Genomic DNA, 21,458 nt, shown 5'->3' on the forward strand with positions numbered 1-21,458 from the left:
CACACTAGTGGGGTGCCGACATTGTTTCCGTACCTCGCCGACCCGCTCCCGCGCGCCTTCGCCCATCGGGGCTGGCACCTCGGTGACCTCGAAGGACTCGAGAACTCGTTGCCCGCCTTCCAACAGGCGGTGACGGAGGGTTATCGCTATCTGGAGACGGATGTGCACGCGACGTCGGATGGTGTGGTGGTCGTTCATCACGACGCGTCGTTGGACCGGACGACGGACGGCGCGGGGTTGATCTCCCGGCAGACGTGGGCCCAGTTGCGCTCGGTCAAGGTCGGTGGCCGCGCGCCGTTGTCGCGGCTGGAGGACGTCCTCGAGGAGCTGCCGGAGGCGCGGTTCAACATCGATGTGAAGTCGAACGAGGCGGTGGCGCCCTTCGTGCGGGCGATCGAGCGGACCGGGGCGTACGACCGGGTGGCGGCGGCGTCGTTCTCGGACGCACGGTTGGCGCGGATCCGGAAGCTGGCGGGTCCGAAGCTGGTGACCGCGATGGGGCCGCGTTCGGTGGCGGTGATGTGGGCGAACGGGTTCTTGCCGCTGGTGTCGTTGCGCGCGTTGTCGCGGGGTGCGATGGCTCAGGTGCCGGTGCGGCAGGGGCGGTTGAAGGTGGTGGACCGGGCGTTCCTGCGGCAGGCGACGCGTGGGGGTTTCGAGGTGCACACGTGGACGGTGGACGATCCGGCGGAGATGCGGTTGTTGCTGGATCTCGGGGTGCACGGGATCGTGACGGACCGGCCGGATCTGCTGCGTGAGGTGCTTCGGGAACGCGGCGCTTGGCCTTCTTGATCCGCGTTTGGTCCTCTAAATGCGCTGACAAGGCGCATCTAGAGGACTAAACGCGGGGTCATCGTGGTGCTTTGCCGTTCCAGGCGGCGTCCCAGGTCTTGGGGCCGAGCCGTCCTGAGTCGTTGATGCCGTTGGCCCGCTGGAGGGCGAGGACGGCTTCGCGGGTTTTGTCGTAGTAGCAGCCTGTTCCGGTGAAGCCGTAGCCGAAGGCGTTCATCCGCAGCTGGAACTGCTTCAGGGGTGCCGCGCAGTCGCCGTAGGCGTAGACGACGCCGGGCCAGGCGGGTTTGGGGCCGCCGGGCGGTGCGGGCGGGGTGGGCTTCGGCTTGGGCGGAGGCGGCGGTGCGGGCTGTCCTCCCCCGCCGATGTAGGCGGAGTCCGCGTAGGACGGGACTCGTTTGCTTCGGCCGTCGCCGTCGTTGCGGAAGCCGAGCTTGCCGGCGCATTCCCAGGGTTGCCAGCCGCGCATGCGGTAGAGGTAGAGGGCCCGGTAGTCCTGCTCGCGGGGGGCGGCCTGGTCGGGTCGCCCTTGGCCGCCGACGCTGCGCCAGGTGGGCAGGTCGAACTGGTAGGCGCCGTAGTAGCCGTTGCCGGTGTTGATGTTGTAGCGCCCGCTCGATTCACACATGCGGAGCTTGGCCCAGTGGGAGCCGTGGGGATCCGCGGCGGCGGATCCGGTGGTGGCGATCTGCAGGCCCGTCACGGCGAGGGCGAGCAGGAGCGTTCTCGCCACTACGCGGTGTGCTGTGCGAAGGCGATGGGTCCTCATGAGCGGAACAGTAAGTACCAGCCCCGTGCTTCACAAGAGTCACAGCTCGCACACCAGCCTCACATGAAACACACGTGGATCGTGGCAGCGACACGCCGACGATGGTCGGGAAGGTGTCCGGGAAGGGTTCGTCCCGCGTCGAAACGAACACGGTCCGGACTCGTGCCGGACAGGTGGGTGTGATCACCAGTAGTCTCCCGCTGACCTCGACGTTCTCGACTTCAGGAGCAGTGCATGACGGTGGCCGTGACCCGTGAACGCAAGCGGGTGTGGCGGGCTTGGTACCTCTACGACTGGGCCAATTCGCCGTTCTATTCGTCGGTGATCACCGTCTTCGGAGCGCTCTATTTGAGCGAGATCGCGTCGGCGGACGCGAAGGCGAATTTCACCCTTAACGGGGACAGGGCGTGCACCGATTCGAGTGGAGCTTCGAGCACCCTTCAAAACTGCGACGTCTCTTTGTTCGGGCTCCAGTTCCCCGCGGGTTCGCTGTGGGGGTATCTGCTGTCGGTCGCGACGGTGACGCAGGTGCTGGTGCTGCCGATCGCCGGCGCGATCGCGGACCGGAGCAGGCACAAGCGGCGGATCCTCGGCGGGTTCGCGTTCCTCGGCGCGGTGGCGTCGGCGGCGATGTTCTTCATCGCGGGGACGAACTGGGAGGTCGGGGTCTGGACGTTCATCCTGGCCAACATCGGTTACGGCGGTGCGCTGGTCGTCTACTACTCGTTCCTGGTGGACATCGCGGAGCCTGATGAGCGGGACGCGGTGTCGTCGAAGGGCTGGGCTTTCGGGTATCTCGGTGGTGGTCTGGCGCTGGCGCTGCAGCTCGGGTTCTTCATGGGGCACGAGTTCTTCGGGGTGAGCGAGTCGCTCGCCGTCCGGATCTGCTTCCTGACCTCGGGGATCTGGTGGGCGGTGTTCACGTTCCCGGCGGTGCGCGCACTCCCCCAGACCCATGTGCCGAAGTCGTCCGAGCGTGGTCTGTCGGTGCTGACGGCCGGGTTCAAGGAGCTGAAGCGGACGATCAAGGACGCGCGGGCCTATCCCCTGACGCTGGCGTTCCTCGGCAGCTACCTGGTCTTCACCGACGGGATCACGACGGTGGTGGCGGTGTCGGCGCAGTACGGCAAGGACGAGCTGAAGTACAGCACGCAGGTGCTCATCGTCACGATCCTGGTGATCCAGTTCCTGGCGTACGCCGGGGCGATGATCCACGGTGCGATCGCGGCGCGGATCGGGGCGAAGAAGACGATCCTCGGCAGCCTGGTGGCCTGGGTGGTCGTGTTGTGCTTCGCGTTCTTCATCGAGGCCGGTCAGCCGTTGCAGTTCTACGCGGTGGCGGTCGGGATCGGGTTGGTGCTGGGCGGCACGAACGCGTTGTCGCGGTCGTTGTTCGGGCAGATGATCCCGGAGGGGAAGGACGCGCAGTACTTCTCGCTGTACGTGGTCGGCGAGCGGGGGACGTCGTGGCTCGGTCCGCTGTTGTTCGCGGCGGTCGGGCAGATCACCGGCTCGTTCCGGTACGCGATCATCGCTTTGGTGATCTTCTTCGTGCTCGGTTTCGTGTTCGTGTGGCTGGTGCCGGTGCGCCGGGCGATCGAAGCGGCGGGTAACCGACCACCGGCGGTGCTGTGAGGGCGGAGCGTGCCGATAGGGTCGGGCGTCGTGACCGTACTGAAGGAGAGTGGCCCGGATCCCACGGACGCGTTGTCGTCGGTGCCGGTGGCGGGTTCACGGCGGGGTGTGCCGGTCGTCGGGAAGCTGAAGTTCTGTTACGGGCCGATGGACTGCGGGAAGTCGACGCTGGCGTTGCAGATCGACCACAACCACGCGCGGCAGGGTCGTCGCGGGATGGTGCTGGTGCGGCATGACCGGTCCGGGGAGCCGCAGATCACGAGCCGGATCGGGTTGACGCGCAAGGCGACCGAGGTGGGGAACGAGACCGATCTGCGGTTGCTGGTGCGTGAGCAGTGGGCGGCCGGGCGGCATGTGGATTACCTGATCGTCGACGAGGCGCAGTTCTTGTCGCCCGATCAGGTGGATCAGCTGGCTGAACTGGCCGATGACGTCCAGATCGACGTGTACTGCTTCGGGATCGCGACGGATTTCCGGAGTGTGTTGTTCCCGGGTGCGGCGCGGTTGTTCGAGCTGGCGGACGAGCTGCAGCCGGTTCAGGTCGAGGTGCTGTGCTGGTGCGGGCAGACGGGGCGGTTCAACGCGCGGGTGTCCGACGGAGAAGTGCTGCGGGCCGGGGACACCGTGGTGGTGGCGGATACCGAGCAGATGGTCGTTGAAACTTCATCGGCATCACGTTCTGAGGGCGAGCCGAACACGGTCCGTTATCAGGTATTGTGCCGACGCCACTTTCGACTGGGCGACCTGGGGCCCACCTCGGCCCAACACGGTCAGTTACGGTTGACGTGACAGGCGTACTACTAGCCCATCTGGGGGATATCCGCACCAAGATGGCCGTATTGACGTCACGCCAGAGCGCGAAACCACTCCTACTAGGAGAAGCTGTTGCCACCGGGTGACACAGCTCATCGTGAGCAAGGACATGCTGTCCAGGGAATCCTCTGGCCTTCAATGTCGTTGCATAGGGTGAGCATCACCCTGGCTCCACCCGGAGCTGACTGAAAGGACCCCCATCATGGCCGACCGTGTTCTCCGTGGAAGCCGGCTGGGAGCGGTCAGCTACGAGACCGACCGCAACCACGACCTCGCGCCCCGCCGCACCGTGCGCTACGCCTGCCCCAAGAACCACGAGTTCGAGGTGCCCTTCTCCGACGACGCCGAGATCCCCTCGGTGTGGGAGTGCAGGCTGCACGGCAGCGAGTCCGAGATCGTGGACGGCGGGCAGCCGGAGCAGAAGAAGGTCAAGCCCCCGAGGACGCACTGGGACATGCTCCTGGAGCGTCGTTCGATCCCGGAGCTCGAAGATCTGCTCAACGAACGTCTCGCCGAGCTGAAGGGACGCAGGACCACCAGGTCCGCCTGACGCACGGCCAAGTAGCTAGCCCCACCACGAATCGGCGAAGCCCCCGCGACCTCCCTCCGCGGGGGCTTCGCCGTGTCCGGGGACCGGTGGGAACAGGTCGTGGGTCCGTGAAGGCCTCCTTGCCTACCCTGAAGGTAGTGAAGGAGGCCTTCACGGACCCACGATCGCCACTCGCGGCCTCAGCAACACCACCAGCCCCAGCGGTCACGGCGGCTGCGCATGAAGGACCCCTTCCCTCGGCTCAGCCGAAGAAACTCGACCTTCACACCTTCCCCAGTACATGAAGGACCCCTTCCTTGCGCCTAGGTACAGGAAGGTGGCCTTCATGTACTGCAGGAGCGAGCAAGGCGGCGGTGACTCCTGGTGCTTATGGGGCGAACGTGATGATCGTCGAGTCCGTGAAGGCCTCCTTGAGAGACCCAGAGTCCCTCAAGGAGGCCTTCACGGACTTGGCAAGGGAGCCAACCTAGGGCGCCCGCTGGTCCTATCGGCCCGAACCACCCACGAGAGCCCCGGTGCCGAGAGGCGCCATGGCGTCGCGAAGCCGCAGCAGGTGCTCGGGTGGCGATTCGAGCAGCGGGAGCCGGACCGTGGCGTGCGGGATGACGCCGAGATCGGCCAGGGCGGCCTTGGCCATGATCGCTCCCTGCGAGGTGCGCATGACAGCGTCGGCCAGGGGAAGCATCGCGGCGTTGAGGGTCCACGCGGTGTCGAGGTCTCCCCCGCGTACGGCGGCGATGAGTTCGGCGTTTCGGTCGGCGAAGGCGTTGCCCACGACGCTGACCAGGCCGGTGGCGCCCGCGGCCAGGTACGGCAGGTTGAGTTCGTCGATGCCGCAGTAGTAGGCCAGCCGGGTGCGCGCCATGACGGTCATCGCTTCGAACAGGTCGCCCTTGGCGTCCTTCACGGCTCGGATCCTGGGGTGACGGGCGAGTTCGATCAGGGTCGCCGCTTCCAGGGCCGTTCCGGTGCGGGCCGGGACGTCGTAGAGCATCACGGGGAGTTCGGTGGCGTCGGCCACGGCCTGGCAGTGCGCCACGATCCCGGCCTGCGTCGGCTTGGAGTAGTAGGGGCAGACGAGCAGGAGCGCGTCGGCGCCGGCCGCCTCGGCTTCCTTCGCGCGCCGGATGCAGGCGACGGTGTCGTAGGTGCCGACGCCGGCGATCACGCGTGCCCGGTTCCCGGCGCGGGTTGCCACGGTGCGGACGATCCGTGCGGCTTCGGTGTCGGTCAGGGTGGGTGATTCGCCGGTGGTCCCGCCGACGACGATGCCGTCGCAGCCGGTGTTCAGCAGGTGGTCGACCAGGCCGGTGAGGCCGGGTTCGCTGAGTGCGCCGCCGGGTTCCATCGGGGTGACCATGGCGACGAGGTTGGAGCCGAAGAGGGTCTCGGTCATGCGATCGATCCTGTCCGCGCCGATACCTGCGGTCCAGCGATGGTTTTTGGCCGGTATTGCGTAGCCTGGCTTCATGATCGAGGTCGGAGCCCTGCGGGCACTGCGGTCGGTGGCCGCACTGGGGACGTTGGCGCGGGCGGCGGACGAGCTGGGGTTCACGGCGTCGGCGGTGTCACAGCAGATCAAGCGCCTGGAGCGCCAGATCGGCATGCCCGTACTCGCACCGGCGGGACGTGGGGTCGTGCTCACTCCGGCAGGTCAGGCGGTGGTCGACTCCTCCCTGGAGGTGTTCCAGGCGCTCGAGCGCTGTGCGGAGGCCGCCCAGTCCGTGGCGGAGGGCGCGCCGCGCGGCGTATTGCGGGTGGCCGCGTTCTCGACGGGTATCCGCGGGCTCCTCGCCCCTGTGCACCCGCGACTGCTGGAGCGCTATCCCGATCTCCGGCTGCACATCACCGAGCAGGATCCCGACCAGGCGTTGCACAGCGTCGAGGCAGGAACCGCCGACCTCGCGCTCCTCCATGACGCCGACGGCCTGCCCGTCCCCCTCTCCCCTGCGCTGTCCCGGCGTCTGGTGCACACCGACCTCGGCGATGTCGTCATGGCCGGGACCCATCCGCTGGCACGAACCGAGCCGCCCCTGGACGGCGCGGACCTGGCCGGGCAGGCGTGGGTCACCAGCCCGCCGGGCACGGTCTGCCACCAGTGGTTCCGGCGTCTGTTCGCCGGCCTGCCGGACGAGCCCGACGTCCGGCATCTGGTGGACGACTTCTCCACGCAGTTGTCGCTGGTCGCCTCCGGCGAGGTCCTCGCGTTGATCCCGAGGCTGGCGCGCCCGCCCTTGGCCGAAGAGCTCGTCGTCCGGCCGCTGCGGCGCCCGCCGACGCGCGAGGTGCACGCGGCGTGGCGCCGCAGCGCCGAGGCGAGCCCGGCGATCCGCGCCGTCCTCGCCGAACTCCGGTCAGCTGGGGAACATGCTGGTCACGTTGACGAAGGTGCCGGTGATGCCCATGGCGTCGTCGGAGGCGAGGAACGCCAGCGTGCGGGCGACCTCGGCGAGCCGCGGTGAACGCTTGGTCATCCGGGCCTCCTTGAGTCCGTTGAGGACGTTCTCCACCATTTCCGGGCTCGCGGGCAGCTGGTTGTTCACGGCGGAGAGCTTCTCGGGGGTGAAGGTCTCCGGGATGCCCGCGATCCAGATGCCGAGCGCGCGGACGCCGTGCGGTCCGATCTCGACCGCGAGATTGCGGATGTAGGTGTCGAGCGCGGCGTCGATCGAGCCGGTCGCGCCCATCATCGGGCTGCCCTGTGCGGAGCCGCTGTCGAGGGCGAGGATGACGCCGGAGCCCTGCGCGACCATGTGCCGGGCGGCCGCGCGGGCGGTGATGAAGTTGGTCGTGATGCCGGTGGTGATCGGGCGGACGTAGTCCTCGACCGACATCTCCACGAGCGGGATTCCTTGGATGTCGCCGCGCGGGACGAGGTTGAGGGAGATGTCGATGCCGCCCGCCTCGGCCACGACGGACGCCGCGTGCGCGTCGACCGCGGTTTCGTCGAGGCCGTCGACGACGGCGACTTCGGCCAGTCCCCCGGTCTCCTTGATCTCGTCGGCGAGCTTCGTCAGCGCCGGTTCGTGGCGGCCGGTGAGGAAGACGCGGGCGCCGCGCGCGGCGAATTCCTTGGCGACACCGCAGCCGATCGATCCGCCGGCGCCGTAGATGACCGCGTTCTTGTTCTGGAGGCTCATGAGGGTGTTCCTTCCGCTTGGTCGGGTTCGACCGTTGAGACGCGGAAGGCACGTGGATCTCATCGGTCCTCAGGTGATCGTCAGCGGCAAGCCGAACGCGGGGAACAAATGCGGTTCGAAAGCGGTGATCTCCGCGACCTTCCCGTCTTCGATCCGCAGCACGTCGAGCACCTGTGCGCGGTAGATCCGGGTGCCGGGCCTGCGGACGTATCCGGCTGCGGCGGGGAGCCGGTTGGCGCTGGTCGGAAGGTGTTTCCACTCGCCGAAGTAGGCCGGGGACGCGGGGTCGAACGACTGGGCGACGAAGCCGAGGAAGACGTCGCGGCCGGAGAACCACAGCGGGTTCGGCGGCATCGTGACCAGCACGTCTTCTCGCAGCAGTTCGGCCATGACCCGGCTGTCGCCGTTGCCGGTGGCGGCGGCCATGTAGCGCCGCAGGATCGCTTGCTCCTCCTCGGTGGGCTGGGCCGTCCGAGCCCAGTCGGTGCGGCGTTCCGGCAGACGTTCGCGCAGGGTGGGACGGGCGCGCTGCAGTGCGCTGGTGACCGACGCGACGGAGGTTTCCAGCAGGTCGGCGGTCTCCGCGGCCTTCCAGCCGAGGACGTCGTTGAGGATCACCACGGCCCGTTGCCTCGGCGGGAGGTGCTGGATCGCGGCCAGGAAGACGAGTTCCAGCGTTTCCCTGGTCTCGGCGATCTCGGCGGCGTCGTCCGGGAAGGGCTGCAACCAGGGCATGAACTGCGGCGGTTCGCCCAGCTGTTCGACGTCGGGCAGTGGGTCGTAGGGGCGCGGGACTCTCTTGTTGCGCCGCAGGAAATCGAGACAGGTGTTGGTGGCGATCCGGTAGAGCCAGGCACGGAAGCTCGACCTGCCCGCGAAGCCTTCGCGGCCGCGCCAAGCTCGCAGGAACGTCTCCTGGACCAGGTCTTCCGCGTCGTCGTAGGAGCCGACCATGCGGTAGCAGTGCACGCGCAGTTCTCGTTGGTGCTGCTCGATCCTCCCGGCGAAGTCGACCTCGTCCACGGTTTCCGTCACGGGCGCGGGCGTGACGTTTTCGGCTTCGGTCCGCAGCGCCAGTTGAGCGATGCGCCGCAGCCTGCCCACGTCGGAGGTGAGCGAGGTGAGATCCGTGAGGAGCGCTTCCGCCGGCCGGGGTGCCAGCCGGTTCGCGACGCGGCCGACCTCGGCGATGAGGGTGTCCACGTCGGGGGCGGGGTCACGCCGTGACCGGTAGGCCCGCTGGCGGCATGCGGCCGAACAGTAGACGGCCGTGCGCCCGCGCGAACCCGCCTTCGACGGCAGCGGGCCTTCGCATATCCCGCAGACCTGACCGGTCACGGTTCACCTTCCCCCAGAAACGTCACACGCGGTCGAGTTACGCATTATGCGGCCTGATAGCCCGGGATGTCCTCGACACGGTGATACACCGCAAGACCGCGCGCGAGCGCGATGGCGACGTCCTGGTCGGCGCCGGTGGATTCGCCGGGCAGGCGCAGGACGGCGTCACAGTGGTGCAGCAGTCTGTCGGCCGTCGGGTACATGACCTCCTTGGCGATCGGGTCGGCGACGGTCTTCCCGCCCGCGCCGCGCAGCACCGGGAGCGCGACCCACTCGCCGATCATCGGCACGTGCCCGCTGCGGAAGATCGGCCACGCGGCCTCTTCGAGCCGGGCGAGGTTGCGGGCGAGGAGTTCGGGGTCGTCACCGGTTCCGGAGCGGAACGGACCGGCGATGAGGATCATCAGAGGTTTGCTCATGAGCCGGAGCATAATGTGCAACAATCGGCAGGAACAAGGAGGAACGTGCACATGTTGGCTGCGCAGCGACGAGACCTGCTGATGGAACGACTCAAGACCGAAGGCCGCATCGTGGCCAAGGACCTCGCCGCCGAACTCGGCATATCGGAAGACAGTATCCGCCGTGACCTGCGAGAACTCGCGGACGCCGGGCTCTGTCAGCGGGTCTACGGCGGAGCTCTGCCGGTCTCCCCGGCCACCGCGGACTACGCGACGCGCATGGCGGTCAGCGTCGCGGGCAAGGAACGGATCGCGAAACGTGCAGCAGCGTTGATCCGGCTCGGCTCTACCGTCATCCTCGACGGCGGGACGACCGCGCTCGCGCTGGCGAAGGCGCTCCCCGTCGACCTCGAAGCGACGATCGTCACGCACAGCCCGACGGTCGCGGCCGCACTCGTCACGCATCCGAAGGTCGAGGTGTTCCTCATCGGAGGACGGCTTTTCAAGCACTCCGCAGTCACCTGCGGGGCGGCCGCGGCCGAGGCGGCCGAAGGCATCAACGCCGACCTGTTCTTCCTCGGCGTCACCGGAGTGCATCCCGAGACCGGGCTCACCACCGGCGACTCCGACGAGGCCGCGATGAAACGCACCCTCGCCAAACGGGCCGCCGACACCTACGTGCTGGCCAGTTCGGAGAAGATCGGCGCGGCCTCGCCGTTCACCGTGCTCCCCCTGTCCGACGTCGCGGGCGTGATCACCGATGCGGCACCGGACGAACCGACGGTGCGGGAACTGGGAAAGCTCGGGGTGAGCGTGCTGGGGGTCAGCCCTTCATGGCCAGCCCGCGAAGCTGCTGCCAGCGACGCTTGAGCCCCCACAGACCGACCAGGACGATCGCCTCGCGCACGACCGAACCGCTCATCTTCGACTGACCGACCTCGCGTTCGGTGAAGGTGATCGGCACCTCGACCACCTCGAACCCGGCGAGCGCCGTGCGGAACGCCAGGTCGATCTGGAAGCAGTAGCCGCGCGAGGCGATCTCGTCGAGCGGGAGCTTCTCCAGCACCGTGCGGCGGTACGCCCGGAAACCGGCGGTGATGTCCTTGATCTTCGTGCCGAGCGCGATCCTCGCGTAGAGGTTCGCCACCCAGGACAGCGCCTTGCGCTGGAACGGCCAGTTCACCGTGCTGCCACCGGGAACGTACCGGGAGCCGATGGACAGATCCGCGTCCTCGAGCGCCGCCAGCACCCGTGGCAGATCCTCCGGCGCGTGCGAGCCGTCGGCGTCCATCTCGACGATGGTGGCGTAGTCACGGGCGAGACCCCAGCGGAAACCCGCGACGTACGCGGCGCCCAAACCGGCCTTCTCGGTCCGGTGCATGACGTGGATCCGCTCGTCGGCCTTCGCGAGCTCGTCGGCGACGTCGCCGGTCCCGTCCGGGCTGCCGTCGTCCACGACGAGGGCGTTGACCTCCGGGAGTGCTTCGAGCAGGCGTTCCAGGATCGGGCCGATGTTCTCCCGCTCGTTGTACGTCGGGACCACCACCAGCACCGGGTCGATTCCCTGGGCCCCCCGTGGCGCCTGCGCCATCCGCTTTTCCTCCGTGTTCCGGCGGGTCAGCCCGCCGCTTCCCTCGTTGCCTTGGCGGCGCTCGCGCGCCGGGTGCGGAAACGCAGCACGTACCCGCCGGTAACCCCGGCGATCGCCAGGGCGAGCAGCCCGTACTCCGTCGTTACACCGAGTAGATCCGACAGCGTAGTCTGCTGCCTCAGCGGTACGCGCCCCACCAGGGAGTCTGCGGTGAACAGGCTGGTAGAGGCCGTGATCGAACCGTCCGGCGCGACGATCGCGCTGACTCCGCTGGTGGCGGAAACGATCACCGAACGCCCATGCTCGACCGCCCGCAGCCGCGACATCGCCAGCTGCTGGTAGCTCATCTCCCCCGGCCCGTACCAGGCGTTGTTGGTGGGCACGACGAGCAGTTCCGCGCCGTCGGCAACCGACTCCCGCGCCGGGTAGTCGAACGCCGTCTCGTAGCAGATGAAGACGCCGACCTTGGTGCCCGCGACCGACAAGGCGGCGTTGGCTCCGTCGCCCGGTGTCATGTTCGCCACGCTGTCGACGAACGGCGTCACCAGCTTCGCGAGCTCACGCGCGGGGACGTACTCCCCGAACGGGACGAGCTGCTGTTTGGCGTAGCGCTGGCCCGGGCCGGTGACCGGATCCCAGACGAGCGCCGAATTCTGCGCGCTTCCGTCGGGCAGCCGGACCAGCGCGCCGATGATCGCCTGTACGCCGTAGTCGCGGACCATCTGATCGACGCCGGCGTCACCGGTGCGCATGGCCATCGCGGTCTCGGGCCACACGAGCAGATCGACCTTGGTGTTGCTCGCCTTGAGCTTGTCCAGCAGGCGGGCACTCTCGGCGAGGTGGTTGTTCCGGAGTTCGTCGCGGCGGCCTTCCAGCGCCAGGCCGATGTCCGGGGCGTTGCCCTGCACGGTGGCGACGGTGAGTTCGCCGTCCTGGGCTTCGGTGCCGATCGTCGGCCACACCGCGAGCCCCGCCACCACCGGCACCAAGGTCAGCGCCGACGCCGCCACCAGGGAACGCCGGGGGTCGGTGCCCTTCAGCCGCAGGCACAGTGCCGCGAGACCGAAACCGGTCGCCACGACGGCGAGACCGACCAACGGCGCGCCGCCGATGGAGGCCAGTGAAACGAAGGCGCCTTCAGGCTGGCTGAACGCGACGCGACCCCACGGGAAGCCACCGAAGGGGAACCAGGTGCGCGGTGTCTCCAGCGCGATGATCACCAGTGCCGCCCACAGCGGCCCGAGCGGCAGCCTCCACACCACGGTGGCGAAAGCCCCGCCGAAACCCAGGTACACAGACAGCGCCATCGCCAGCCCGAGCCACGGCCACGGCCCGAAGCCCGGACCGAGGAAGTCCAGCAGCCACGTCAGCAGCGGGAGGAAGAACCCCATCCCGAACACGAACCCGTAACCGAACGCGCCCCGGAACCTCCGGCCGTGCACCACCAGGGCGAAGCCGGCGAACGCCAGCGGCGCGAGCCACCACAGCGGACGCGGAGCGAAACTGAGGTACAGCGTGAATCCCGACGCCGCGGCGACGAGGAAACGCACGAGCCAGGCGCGGGAGAAGCGCTTCCGGGGCGCCGCTTCGGGGTCCGGGTCGGTCACGGTCGAGGACACCCCTGAACCCTAGGCCGTGCGGGTGAACAGATCGTGGATGACCTGGCCACCGCGGACCGTGCGCAGGCAACGGGGCAATGTCGCACCCTCCGCGAGGTTCGGCAGCGGGGGAACACCCGCGCGCGGGTCGGTCGACCAGCGCTGAACGCGCGAGTCCGGGGTCGCGACGACGAGGTCTTCGGCGTCCCAGATGGCGTAGTGCGCAGGAGCACCCGGGACCAGGCTGCCGGTGACGCCGTCGTTGACGCCGGCGGCGCGATGTCCCGCACGGGTGTGGGCGGTGAAGGACGCGCGGGCGGACAAGCCCGAGCCCGGCGTGCGGTGGTAGGTCCCGGCGCGGACGGTGGCCCACGGGTCGACCGGCGTGACAGGCGCGTCGGAGCCGAAGGCGAGCAGAAGCCCTTCGGCGGCCATCGCGGCGAAGGGATTGAGCTTCGCGGCTCGTTCCACGCCGAGGCGGTCGGTGTACATGCCGTGCTCGCCGCCCCATTCCGCGTCGAACTGCGGCTGGACCGAAGCGACCACACCCCAGCCCGCCAGCGCCTTCGCCTGGTCGACGTCGATCATCTCGACGTGTTCGAGCCGGTGGTGGCGGGCGGCCAGCGCTCGACGTCCGACGGTCTTCTCCGCGAGCCGGAACCCTTCGACGACCTCGGCGACAGCAGCGTCACCGATGACGTGGAAACCAGCCTGGAGTTCGGCCTCGGTGCAGGCGCTGATGTGCTCGGCGATGGCGAGGGCGTCGAGGTAGAGCGTCCCGGAGGTGCCGTGCGCGTCGGCGTACGGCTCGTGCAGGGCGGCGGTGCGGGAGCCGAGCGCGCCGTCGACGAACAGGTCGCCCGCGACGCCCCTGGCGCCGAGCGCGCGGGCGGTGTCGACGCCGCCGCGTTCGCCCCAGTAGCCGACGACCTCCGGCAGTCCCGGTTCGGAGGCGAGCGCGAGCAGGTCGGTGAGGTCTTCGGCGCCGGAGATGTCCGGGCCCGCGCATTCGTGGACGCTGATGACTCCGCGCGCGGCGGCTTCAGCGAGAAACGCGCGCTGGGCTTCGCGGCGCTGCTGCGGCGTGATCGCCTCGCGCATCGCGGCGCGCACGAGGTGATGGGCGTCGCGGGTCAGCGGTCCGTCGGCCGACCAGCCCGGCGCCTCGTGCACGCCCGCGGCGAGCGCGACCAGCGCGCTGGAGACGAGCGCCGAGTGGACGTCGACCCGGCTCAAGTACACCGGGGCCCCGTTCGAGGCCTCGTCGATCTCCGCGCGGCTGGGCAGCCTGCCGTCGGTCCACCGCGATTCGTCCCACCCGTGCGCGACGAGCACCTGGCCGGGGTGGACGGCGTCGCGGACCGCGGCGAGCAGCTCACCGGCGCCGCGGATGTTCGCGAGGTTCAGCCCGGTGAGGTGCAGGCCGGTCGCGGTGGCGTGGACATGCGCGTCGACGAAGGCCGGGGCGACGAACGCGCCGTCCAGGTCGACCACCTCGGCGTCGGGATGCAGGGCCTTGGCCGGTCCGTCCTGTCCCACCCAGACGACGATGCCGTCGGTGACCGCCATGGCGGTGGCGTCGGGGGCCGAGAGGCTGTAGATGCGCCCGCCGAGCAGGAGCGTGGTTCGCGCGTTCGTCACGCTCCCGAGTTTGCAGCGTGCGGACGACCAGGTGACCGGCGGGTCGGTGAGATTTCGACACACCACGCAAGACAGGAATATTTACGTCTTCCGAACGATGTGACAGGATATTTTCACGCGTTTCCGACGACGAGGAGTACAAGTGACTGCGATCCAGGAACCGACCTCGCCGGTGGCCGCCTACGATCAGCCCTACGACTACACCCGAGTCGAGCTGACCGAACCCGACTGGCGCCGCTTCCCCGGCTGGCACGACGTGACCGAGGCAGAGTGGCGTGACGCGCAGTGGCAGCGAGTGCACTGCATCCGCAACGCCAAGCAACTGCGCGCCCTCATGGGCGACCTGCTCGAGGAGCGCTTCTACGAGGACATGCTCGCCGACCAGCGCGAGATGGCCACGATGTCGATGCTGCTGCCTCCGCAGATGATCAACACCATGGCGCCCAACGCGGGCACCGACCCGGCGAAGGTGACGGAGGCCTGGTACGCCGACCCGATCCGCCGCTACATGCTCCCGGTGCGCAGCGACCGCGACACCGAATGGCCGAGCCACCCGCACTCCGAACGGGACTCGCTGCACGAGGCGGAGATGTGGGTCGTCGAGGGGCTGACGCACCGCTACCCCACCAAGGTCCTCGCCGAGATGATCTCCACCTGCCCCCAGTACTGCGGGCACTGCACCCGGATGGACCTGGTCGGCAACTCCACCGAGCAGATCGAGAAGCACAAGCTCTCGCTCAAACCGGTCGACCGCCAGGACGCGATGATCGAGTACCTGAAGAAGACCCCCGGCGTGCGTGACGTCGTGGTCTCCGGCGGTGACGTCGCCAACGTGCCGTGGCCGCAGCTCGAGTCGTTCCTGATGCGACTGATGGACATCGACACCGTCCGCGACATCCGGCTCGCCACCAAGGCGCTCGCCGCCCTGCCGCAGCACTGGATCCAGCCGAAGGTCGTTGAAGGTCTCGAGCGCGTCGCCGGCACCGCGCAGCGCCGCGGCGTCAACCTCGCGATCCACACCCACGTCAACCACGCCCAGTCGGTGACCCCGCTGGTCGCGGAAGCCGCCAGGACCGCCCTCGACGTCGGCGTCCGCGACGTGCGCAACCAGGGCGTGCTGATGAAGGGTGTCAACGCGACCCCCGCCGAACTGCTGGACCTGTGCTTCGCGCTGCAAGGCGAGGCGAACATCCTGCCGTACTACTTCTACATGTGCGACATGATCCCCAACGCCGAACACTGGCGGGTCTCCGTGCACGAGGCGCAGGAACTCCAGCACGCGATCATGGGGTATCTGCCGGGGTATGCGACGCCGCGGATCGTCTGCGATGTTCCCTACGTCGGGAAGCGCTGGGTGCACCAGCTCGCCGAATATGACCGTGAGCTGGGTATTTCCTACTGGACCAAGAACTACCGCACCGGGATCGAGCACGAGGATCCCGAGGCCTTGCAGCGCCGCTACCCCTACTACGACCCGATCTCCACGCTGCCGGAAGCCGGCCAGCGCTGGTGGCGCGACCAGCCGCGCTAACTACTACAAGTACGCAATGATTCACTGGTCCGGAAAGTCCAGTTCAGGAGACTGGTTAGGACCGATTGAGACCGGAAGCGACTGGTTCTGAAACGGCCCGGGAGCGGCCCAGGGATAGGACCCTGAGCCGCCCTGGCCGCACCTCGGCGTGCCGACTGACAGTCTGAAGTCGCCCGCCGCCAGGGTCATTCAGTTCGCATTTAGGTGCACCTAGCCGTATTCGATCGCCCAATCCGTTCCTGAAAAATTGTAGTAGCTTTTGGGGTGTGATCGAATCCGTTGTGCATGCGGAAAGCGCATTTACGGCGCCCCAAAAGTGCCCTGTGAAAATGAATAATCTGTTGTTACTACGAATGGTCAGTACTCCGCGCTAGCATGACCCATCGTTCGAGTAGCTGATCCGCCCGGCGTAGCTATCGATGACCAGGTATCAGTACTCGTCGTAAGGATGTCCAGGGTGAGAGGAGCCGATTTCGCCCTCGTTCCACACCAAGCCGGCGTAGTCGTCCCGGTCAAAGCATTCCGGGGCCGAACACCTCGTAACGAATGCGCTCGGCGGCCAGGCCGCGCCGGAGCAGGCCGGCGCGGATCCCGTGCATGAACGGCAAGGGCCCGCACAGGTAGGCGGTAGTGCCCGGAGGTAGCGGGAGCGCGTCGACGTCCATGAGACCGGGCCGCGAGCTGTCATCGTGGTCGTTCTCGTACCAGTACAACTCCTCGGCCCCGCCCAAACCCATTGCGGTCTGGGCACATTCGCGGCGAAACGCGTGCTGGGCGGGTGAGCGATCGGCGTGGGCGAGGATGATCCGCCGCGTCGGCTGGGTACGGGCGAGGTGATCCAGCATCGCGGCCATCGGCGTGGTCCCGATACCGGCGCTGACCAGGAGCACCGGTCCGTCGCCGGTATCAAGGGTCGTCTCGCCCGCAGGTGGTCCGAGCAGCAGGGTGTCGTCTTCGGTCACGTGGTCGTGCAGGTGGTTGGACACCGCGCCGTCCGGGGCGCCGTCATGGCCGCGAACCCGGCGGACGGTGTTCCGCAGCGAGCCCCTTCCAGGACTGTGCGACAGTGAGTACTGGCGCGGCTGACGACGTCCGGCAGGGAGGTCGACCGCGACCGAAACGTATTGGCTGGGAAGGAAGTCCGGGACAGCCGCGCCGTCATCGGGCACCAGCGTGAACGACACCACGTCGACGGCCTCATCGAGTCGCTTGGCCACACGCCAGCGACGCCAGAGATCGGCGGGTCGAGGTCGCCACGTTCGTAGAGGCGGGCTTCAGCGGCGATCAGCCGGCAGGCGAGCAGCCAGTAGACCTCGTGCCACGCCGCGGAGACTTCAGGAGTGACCGCGGCACCGAGGACCGTGCCGACGGCGGTGAGCAAATAGTGACCGACGAGCGGATACTACTCGGCCCGGATGCCCACCGACACGTGCTTGTGCGCGATCCGCTCGGCGATTCGCTCGAACGGCGCGTCGTCGTCGGCGTGCAGGTGCTCGGCGAAGGCGGCGACGGCCGACGCCAGTGCGAGCTTCTGGCGGCCGTCGGCCTGGTTGCCCTGGTTGAACAGGTCGGGCAGTTCCGGATGCGCGGCGAACATCGACGAGTAGAACTCACCGGTGATTGCCCGTCGTGCGCGCGCACGACGGGCAAGGTGGCGCGAACCACCGCGGCGGATGCTGGGGACAGCAAGGAATTCTCCTTCTTCGGGGAGTAGGACCAAGCCTCGCAAGGCGCCGATGCGGCCACGACCGGTCTCTTTCCCGATCCTGCCGGGATCGGGGTGCGGCACCTAGGGATCTTCGACGTACTCGGCCGGGGACCTTGGTCCCTACGGAACTCGGCCGATGGCACTGGGGTCGGAATCCGTGGAACGGCAGGCTGGGTGACTGATCAGCTCCGCCCAAGGGGCGGGGACATACTCCCGATTCGAGGACACGGATGACCGCACCAGACGTGCGACCGGTAGTGGTGGGTGTGGACGGCTCTTCTTCGGCCCTCCAAGCGGCGCGCTGGGCCGCGACCGAGGCGGCAAGGCGGAAGGCGCCGTTGTCGATCACGCATGCCTGCATGCTCATCCCGGTCCAGCTGCCGCCCGGGGTCGAGTTGCCGAGGCCGTACGCCGACGCGCTGACCGAACAAGGACGTGAAGTGCTCGCGGCTGCCGCGGAGGCGGCCAGGGAAGCCGCCCCCGAGGTCGACGTGACCACCGAGCTGCGCGGCGGAGCCGCGGCCGAGCACCTCATCGGGCGATCGGCCTCGGCGGAGTTGATCGTGCTGGGCTCTCGCGGCCTGGGCGGTTTCACCGGGCTGCTGGTCGGCTCGATCGCGGTCGCGGTGGCGACGCACGGACACTGTCCGGTCATCGTCGTCCGGGGAACGGATCAGCCGCACGGCGCACCGGTCGTCGTCGGCGTGGACGGTTCGCCGACGAGTGACGCGGCTTTGTCTTTCGCCTTCGACGCCGCCGCGGCGCGGGGCACGCGACTGGTCGCCGTGCGCGCGTGGTCGGACTTCGCCGTGGACACCGCCTGGAAGTTCGTCGCCGCCCTGGACTGGGAGAGCATCCATTCAGTGGAGACGCGGCTGGTGGACCAGCAACTCGACGCCTATCGAAGCAGGTATCCCGACGTTCCCGTCCAGGGTGTCGTCGTTCGCGACCGGCCGGCGCACACGTTGCTCGAACACTCGGAGAACGCCCAACTCGTCGTTGTCGGTTCTCGAGGCCGAGGCGGTTTCCGCGGCCTGCTCCTGGGCTCCACCAGTCAGGCGCTGATCCACCACTCCGCCTCTCCGGTGGCCGTCGCCCCGCCCGCCCGGCAGTGAAAACCGCACCGATGAACGGACGCTGGACCCGCCAGGTGCCGGATGTCTCCGATCCCTGGTCCGTGGAGACCGCGGAACTGGCGTCCCGTCTCGACGTCGATCCGGAGCGTGGGCTGGAATCCTCGGACGCGAGCGAGCGGCTCGAAGTGACCGGCCCCAACCTGCTCGCCGAGGCTCCGTCCAGGCCGTGGTGGCGGGTGCTGGTGGCGCAGGTGGCCAGTCCGCTGAACCTCGTGCTCGTGGTGGCGGCCGCGTTGGCGGGCGTGGTGGAGCGGTCGTATCGGGAAGCACTCGTCATCGGACTGGTCCTCGGCCTGAACGGCGTCCTGGGTTTCGTGCAGGAACGACGGGCTGATCAGGCGGTCGCCGCGCTGAAGAGCCTGCTCAGCCCGTCGGCCCGGGTCCGCCGTGACGGCAGGGTGACCGAGGTGCCCGCGGCCGAGCTCGTGCCGGGTGACGTCGTCCTGGTGGAAGCCGGTGACCGAGTGCCCGCGGACGGCCGGGTGCTGTCGACGGTGAACCTGGAAACCGATGAATCCGGGTTGACCGGCGAATCCGCGCCGGTACCCAAATCCGCAGCACCGCGGCAGGGCGAGCCGGCGCTGCCCGATCGGACGTCCATGGCCCATATGACGAGCATCGTCACCAGGGGCCGTGGCGAGCTGCTGGTCACGAGCACCGGCATGCGCACGGAGATCGGCAAGGTCGCCGGCCTGCTGGAGCGCACCGATTCGACGCGGACCCCGTTGCAACGGCAACTGGACAAGCTCGGCGTCCGCCTGGCCTACCTCGCCGGCGTGGCGGTCCTGCTCGTGGCGATCCTGCAATTCGCCGCCGGCGGCGGTATCGGCGAGGTGATCACGCTGGCCGTCGCGCTCGGCGTGGCCGCCATCCCCGAGGGACTGCCCGCGGTCGTCACGGTGACACTGGCGCTGGGAATGCGCCGGATGGCGCGTCAGCGCGCGATCGTCAAACGGCTCCCCGCGGTGGAAACCCTGGGCGCGACGACGGTCATCTGTACCGACAAGACCGGCACGCTCACGCTGAACCAGATGACCGCGCGGTCGCTGTGGTACGCCGGTCGCCGCTACCTGGTGTCGGGTGAAGGCTACGGCTTCGAAGGCTCGATCACCGCCGAAGACGGCGGCGAGGTCCCCGATCTCGGTGAGCTAATGACCACCGCGGCGCTGTGCAACGACGCCGCGGTCCAGGACGCCACTCTCGTCGGCGATCCGACCGAGGGCGCGCTGGCGACGTTGGCGGGCAAAGCGGGGCTGGACGTCGCGGCGCTGCGCGATGCCACTCCCCGCGTCTCCGAGATCCCCTTCGACTCCGCCCTGAAGTACATGGCGACGTTTCACCGGCACGGGCGAGCGCTCCGTGCGCACGTGAAGGGCGCGGCGGACGTCCTGGTCCAGCTGGCCACCCATGTGCGCCGCGACCACGGCGATGTCCCGCTCGACGACGACGAACGCCGCCGGCTGCTCGCGGAACTCGATCAGCTCGCCGGACGAGGTCAGCGCGTCCTGGCCGTCGCCCACGGCGACACGGACGCCGGGGCGCCCGCGCTGCCGCGCCGACTGGTCCTGATCGGGCTGATCGGCCTGCTCGATCCGCCACGGCCGGAAGCCCGCACCGCGGTCGCCGAATGCCACGCCGCCGGAATCGACGTGAAGATGATCACCGGTGATCACCTGGCCACCGCGACCTCCATCGCCCGTGCCGTCGGCATCGAAGGTGACGGCATGTCGGGACCGGACATCGACCGGCTCGACGACCGTGCCCTCGCACACGCCGCGACCACCACCGGCGTGTTCGCGCGGGTGGCGCCGGAGCACAAGATCCGCATCGTCGACACGCTCAAGCGGCGAGGTGACGTCGTCGCCATGACCGGTGACGGCGTGAACGACGCACCGGCGCTCAAAGCCGCCCACATCGGTGTGGCCATGGGGATCACCGGCTCCGACGTGTCCAAGGAAGCCGCCGCGATGATCCTCACCGACGACAATTTCGCGACCATCGTCCGGGCCGTCCGCGCCGGCCGCACGATCTACGACAACATCGTCAAGTACGTCCGCTTCCAGGTCGGCACCAATGTGGCCGCGATCCTCACCATGGTGCTCGGCTCGCTGTTGTTCAGCACCGGAACCAGCGTTCTGACACCGCTGATGTTGTTATGGGTCAACGTGATCGCCGACGGTCCCCCGGCACTGGCGCTCGGCCTGGAACCACCGCGGCGATCGGTCATGGAGGAGCCGCCACGACGCCCGGGAGCTCAGATCCTCAGCGCGGGACGCCTGACGCGGATCCTGTTGTCCGGACTCGTGATGGTGGCCGGGACCCTCTACGCGTTCGCCCACGGCCTGAACCGCGGCATCGAAGTGGCGCACACCCTCGCCTTCGTGACCTTCGTGGTGTTCCAGTTGTTCAACATCCTCAACGTCCGCGACGAACGCGCCTCGGCCTTCGGCAGGCTCTTGTTCCGCAACGGGCGGCTCTGGGCCGCGCTGGGTGCGGTGCTCGCCCTGCAGATCTGCGCCGTGTACGTACCCGCCGCACAATCCCTCTTCGGTACGACCTCCTTGACCGTGCTCGACTGGCTCGTCACCACCGCGATCGCGTCTTCCGTCCTGTGGGCCGAAGAACTGCGCAAAGCGGTGTCACGCCGACAGTCGTATGCCCAGCGCGCGGAGTCTTTCGACACTGGGACCGGCAATGAAGAGGTTGGTCTACGACAGTCCGGGACAGCGTCGACGGTCTGAAACCCCGGCCCCTTCCTGGTCCTGCTGGATGTCCGAGCGAGGAATGCACAGGCCGTTGGTCCCGCCATCGGGGTTCC

17 protein-coding genes and 1 pseudogene are annotated in these 21,458 nt (G+C 68.4%); 9 read left to right on the top strand and 9 right to left on the bottom strand.

Going from position 1 to position 21,458, the window contains the following annotated elements; all coding sequences use genetic code 11:
* Positions 1–12 precede the first annotated feature (12 nt).
* Complete coding sequence (locus DMH01_RS16670; RefSeq protein ID WP_125677754.1) at positions 13–792, top strand: glycerophosphodiester phosphodiesterase; 780 nt, start codon at positions 13–15, stop codon at positions 790–792.
* Between the two features lie 58 nt (positions 793–850).
* Here DMH01_RS16670 and DMH01_RS16675 read toward each other — a convergent pair whose 3' ends face one another.
* Entirely contained in the window at positions 851–1,525 is a 675-nt protein-coding gene (locus DMH01_RS16675; RefSeq protein WP_199745515.1) for a transglycosylase family protein, read from the bottom strand.
* Positions 1,526–1,795: 270 nt separating this feature from the next.
* Here DMH01_RS16675 and DMH01_RS16680 point away from each other — a divergent pair, with 270 nt between their 5' ends.
* The 3 genes from DMH01_RS16680 (at position 1,796) to DMH01_RS16690 (ending at position 4,559) form a co-directional block, all read left to right on the top strand.
* Positions 1,796–3,196, top strand: coding sequence for an MFS transporter (locus DMH01_RS16680; protein ID WP_125677758.1), 1,401 nt, complete (start codon positions 1,796–1,798; stop codon positions 3,194–3,196).
* 30 nt (positions 3,197–3,226) lie between these two features.
* The gene (locus tag DMH01_RS16685; RefSeq protein ID WP_125677760.1) at positions 3,227–3,985 is read left to right on the top strand and encodes a thymidine kinase; all 759 of its coding nucleotides are present in this window, start codon (positions 3,227–3,229) and stop codon (positions 3,983–3,985) included.
* 226 nt (positions 3,986–4,211) lie between these two features.
* Positions 4,212–4,559 (top strand): RNA polymerase-binding protein RbpA, encoded by a 348-nt coding sequence (locus tag DMH01_RS16690; protein WP_005151365.1) that lies wholly within the window; start codon positions 4,212–4,214, stop codon positions 4,557–4,559.
* Between the two features lie 484 nt (positions 4,560–5,043).
* Here DMH01_RS16690 and dapA read toward each other — a convergent pair whose 3' ends face one another.
* Positions 5,044–5,955 (bottom strand): 4-hydroxy-tetrahydrodipicolinate synthase, encoded by a 912-nt coding sequence (gene dapA, locus DMH01_RS16695; protein WP_125677762.1) that lies wholly within the window; start codon positions 5,953–5,955, stop codon positions 5,044–5,046.
* 73 nt (positions 5,956–6,028) lie between these two features.
* Here dapA and DMH01_RS16700 point away from each other — a divergent pair, with 73 nt between their 5' ends.
* On the top strand, positions 6,029–7,021 hold the full coding sequence (locus tag DMH01_RS16700; RefSeq protein WP_125677764.1) for a LysR family transcriptional regulator: 993 nt from the start codon (positions 6,029–6,031) through the stop codon (positions 7,019–7,021).
* Here DMH01_RS16700 and DMH01_RS16705 read toward each other — a convergent pair.
* From DMH01_RS16705 to DMH01_RS16715, 3 genes are all read right to left on the bottom strand, one after another.
* A complete protein-coding gene (locus tag DMH01_RS16705) occupies positions 6,914–7,699 on the bottom strand; it encodes an SDR family NAD(P)-dependent oxidoreductase (protein ID WP_125677766.1) in 786 nt (261 codons plus the stop codon). The two genes, DMH01_RS16700 and DMH01_RS16705, sit on opposite strands and share 108 nt — an antisense overlap.
* A gap of 69 nt (positions 7,700–7,768) precedes the next feature.
* The gene (locus tag DMH01_RS16710) at positions 7,769–9,037 is read right to left on the bottom strand and encodes a sigma-70 family RNA polymerase sigma factor (protein ID WP_125677768.1); all 1,269 of its coding nucleotides are present in this window, start codon (positions 9,035–9,037) and stop codon (positions 7,769–7,771) included.
* A 44-nt stretch (positions 9,038–9,081) separates the two neighbouring features.
* On the bottom strand, positions 9,082–9,456 hold the full coding sequence (locus DMH01_RS16715; protein WP_233621557.1) for a DUF4406 domain-containing protein: 375 nt from the start codon (positions 9,454–9,456) through the stop codon (positions 9,082–9,084).
* 51 nt (positions 9,457–9,507) lie between these two features.
* Here DMH01_RS16715 and DMH01_RS16720 point away from each other — a divergent pair, with 51 nt between their 5' ends.
* Complete coding sequence (locus tag DMH01_RS16720) at positions 9,508–10,305, top strand: DeoR/GlpR family DNA-binding transcription regulator (protein ID WP_125678788.1); 798 nt, start codon at positions 9,508–9,510, stop codon at positions 10,303–10,305.
* On the opposite strand, the gene DMH01_RS16725 is transcribed toward DMH01_RS16720, so the two are convergent.
* From DMH01_RS16725 to DMH01_RS16735, 3 genes are read right to left on the bottom strand one after another with little or no spacing between them, the layout of a single operon-like run.
* Positions 10,259–11,026 carry a polyprenol monophosphomannose synthase gene (locus DMH01_RS16725; protein ID WP_125677770.1) on the bottom strand — a complete coding sequence of 256 codons (768 nt, stop codon included), beginning with the start codon at positions 11,024–11,026 and terminating at the stop codon, positions 10,259–10,261. The two genes, DMH01_RS16720 and DMH01_RS16725, sit on opposite strands and share 47 nt — an antisense overlap.
* Before the next feature lie 26 nt (positions 11,027–11,052).
* Positions 11,053–12,645 (bottom strand): apolipoprotein N-acyltransferase, encoded by a 1,593-nt coding sequence (lnt, locus tag DMH01_RS16730; RefSeq protein ID WP_125677772.1) that lies wholly within the window; start codon positions 12,643–12,645, stop codon positions 11,053–11,055.
* Between the two features lie 9 nt (positions 12,646–12,654).
* A complete protein-coding gene (locus tag DMH01_RS16735) occupies positions 12,655–14,265 on the bottom strand; it encodes an amidohydrolase (protein ID WP_125677774.1) in 1,611 nt (536 codons plus the stop codon).
* Positions 14,266–14,407: 142 nt separating this feature from the next.
* Between DMH01_RS16735 and DMH01_RS16740 the strand changes: the two genes are divergently transcribed.
* Entirely contained in the window at positions 14,408–15,796 is a 1,389-nt protein-coding gene (locus tag DMH01_RS16740) for a KamA family radical SAM protein (RefSeq protein ID WP_125677777.1), read from the top strand.
* A 512-nt stretch (positions 15,797–16,308) separates the two neighbouring features.
* Here the strand turns inward: DMH01_RS16740 and DMH01_RS16745 are convergent.
* A pseudogene (locus tag DMH01_RS16745) lies at positions 16,309–17,485 on the bottom strand (globin domain-containing protein).
* A 249-nt stretch (positions 17,486–17,734) separates the two neighbouring features.
* Here DMH01_RS16745 and DMH01_RS16750 point away from each other — a divergent pair.
* On the top strand, positions 17,735–18,619 hold the full coding sequence (locus DMH01_RS16750; protein ID WP_125677779.1) for a universal stress protein: 885 nt from the start codon (positions 17,735–17,737) through the stop codon (positions 18,617–18,619).
* Between the two features lie 11 nt (positions 18,620–18,630).
* The gene (locus DMH01_RS16755) at positions 18,631–21,381 is read left to right on the top strand and encodes a cation-transporting P-type ATPase (RefSeq protein ID WP_233621558.1); all 2,751 of its coding nucleotides are present in this window, start codon (positions 18,631–18,633) and stop codon (positions 21,379–21,381) included.
* Positions 21,382–21,458: the final 77 nt, after the last annotated feature.

It is taken from the genome of Amycolatopsis sp. WAC 04182, assembly GCF_003947465.1.
Taxonomy (GTDB): Bacteria; Actinomycetota; Actinomycetes; order Mycobacteriales; family Pseudonocardiaceae; genus Amycolatopsis.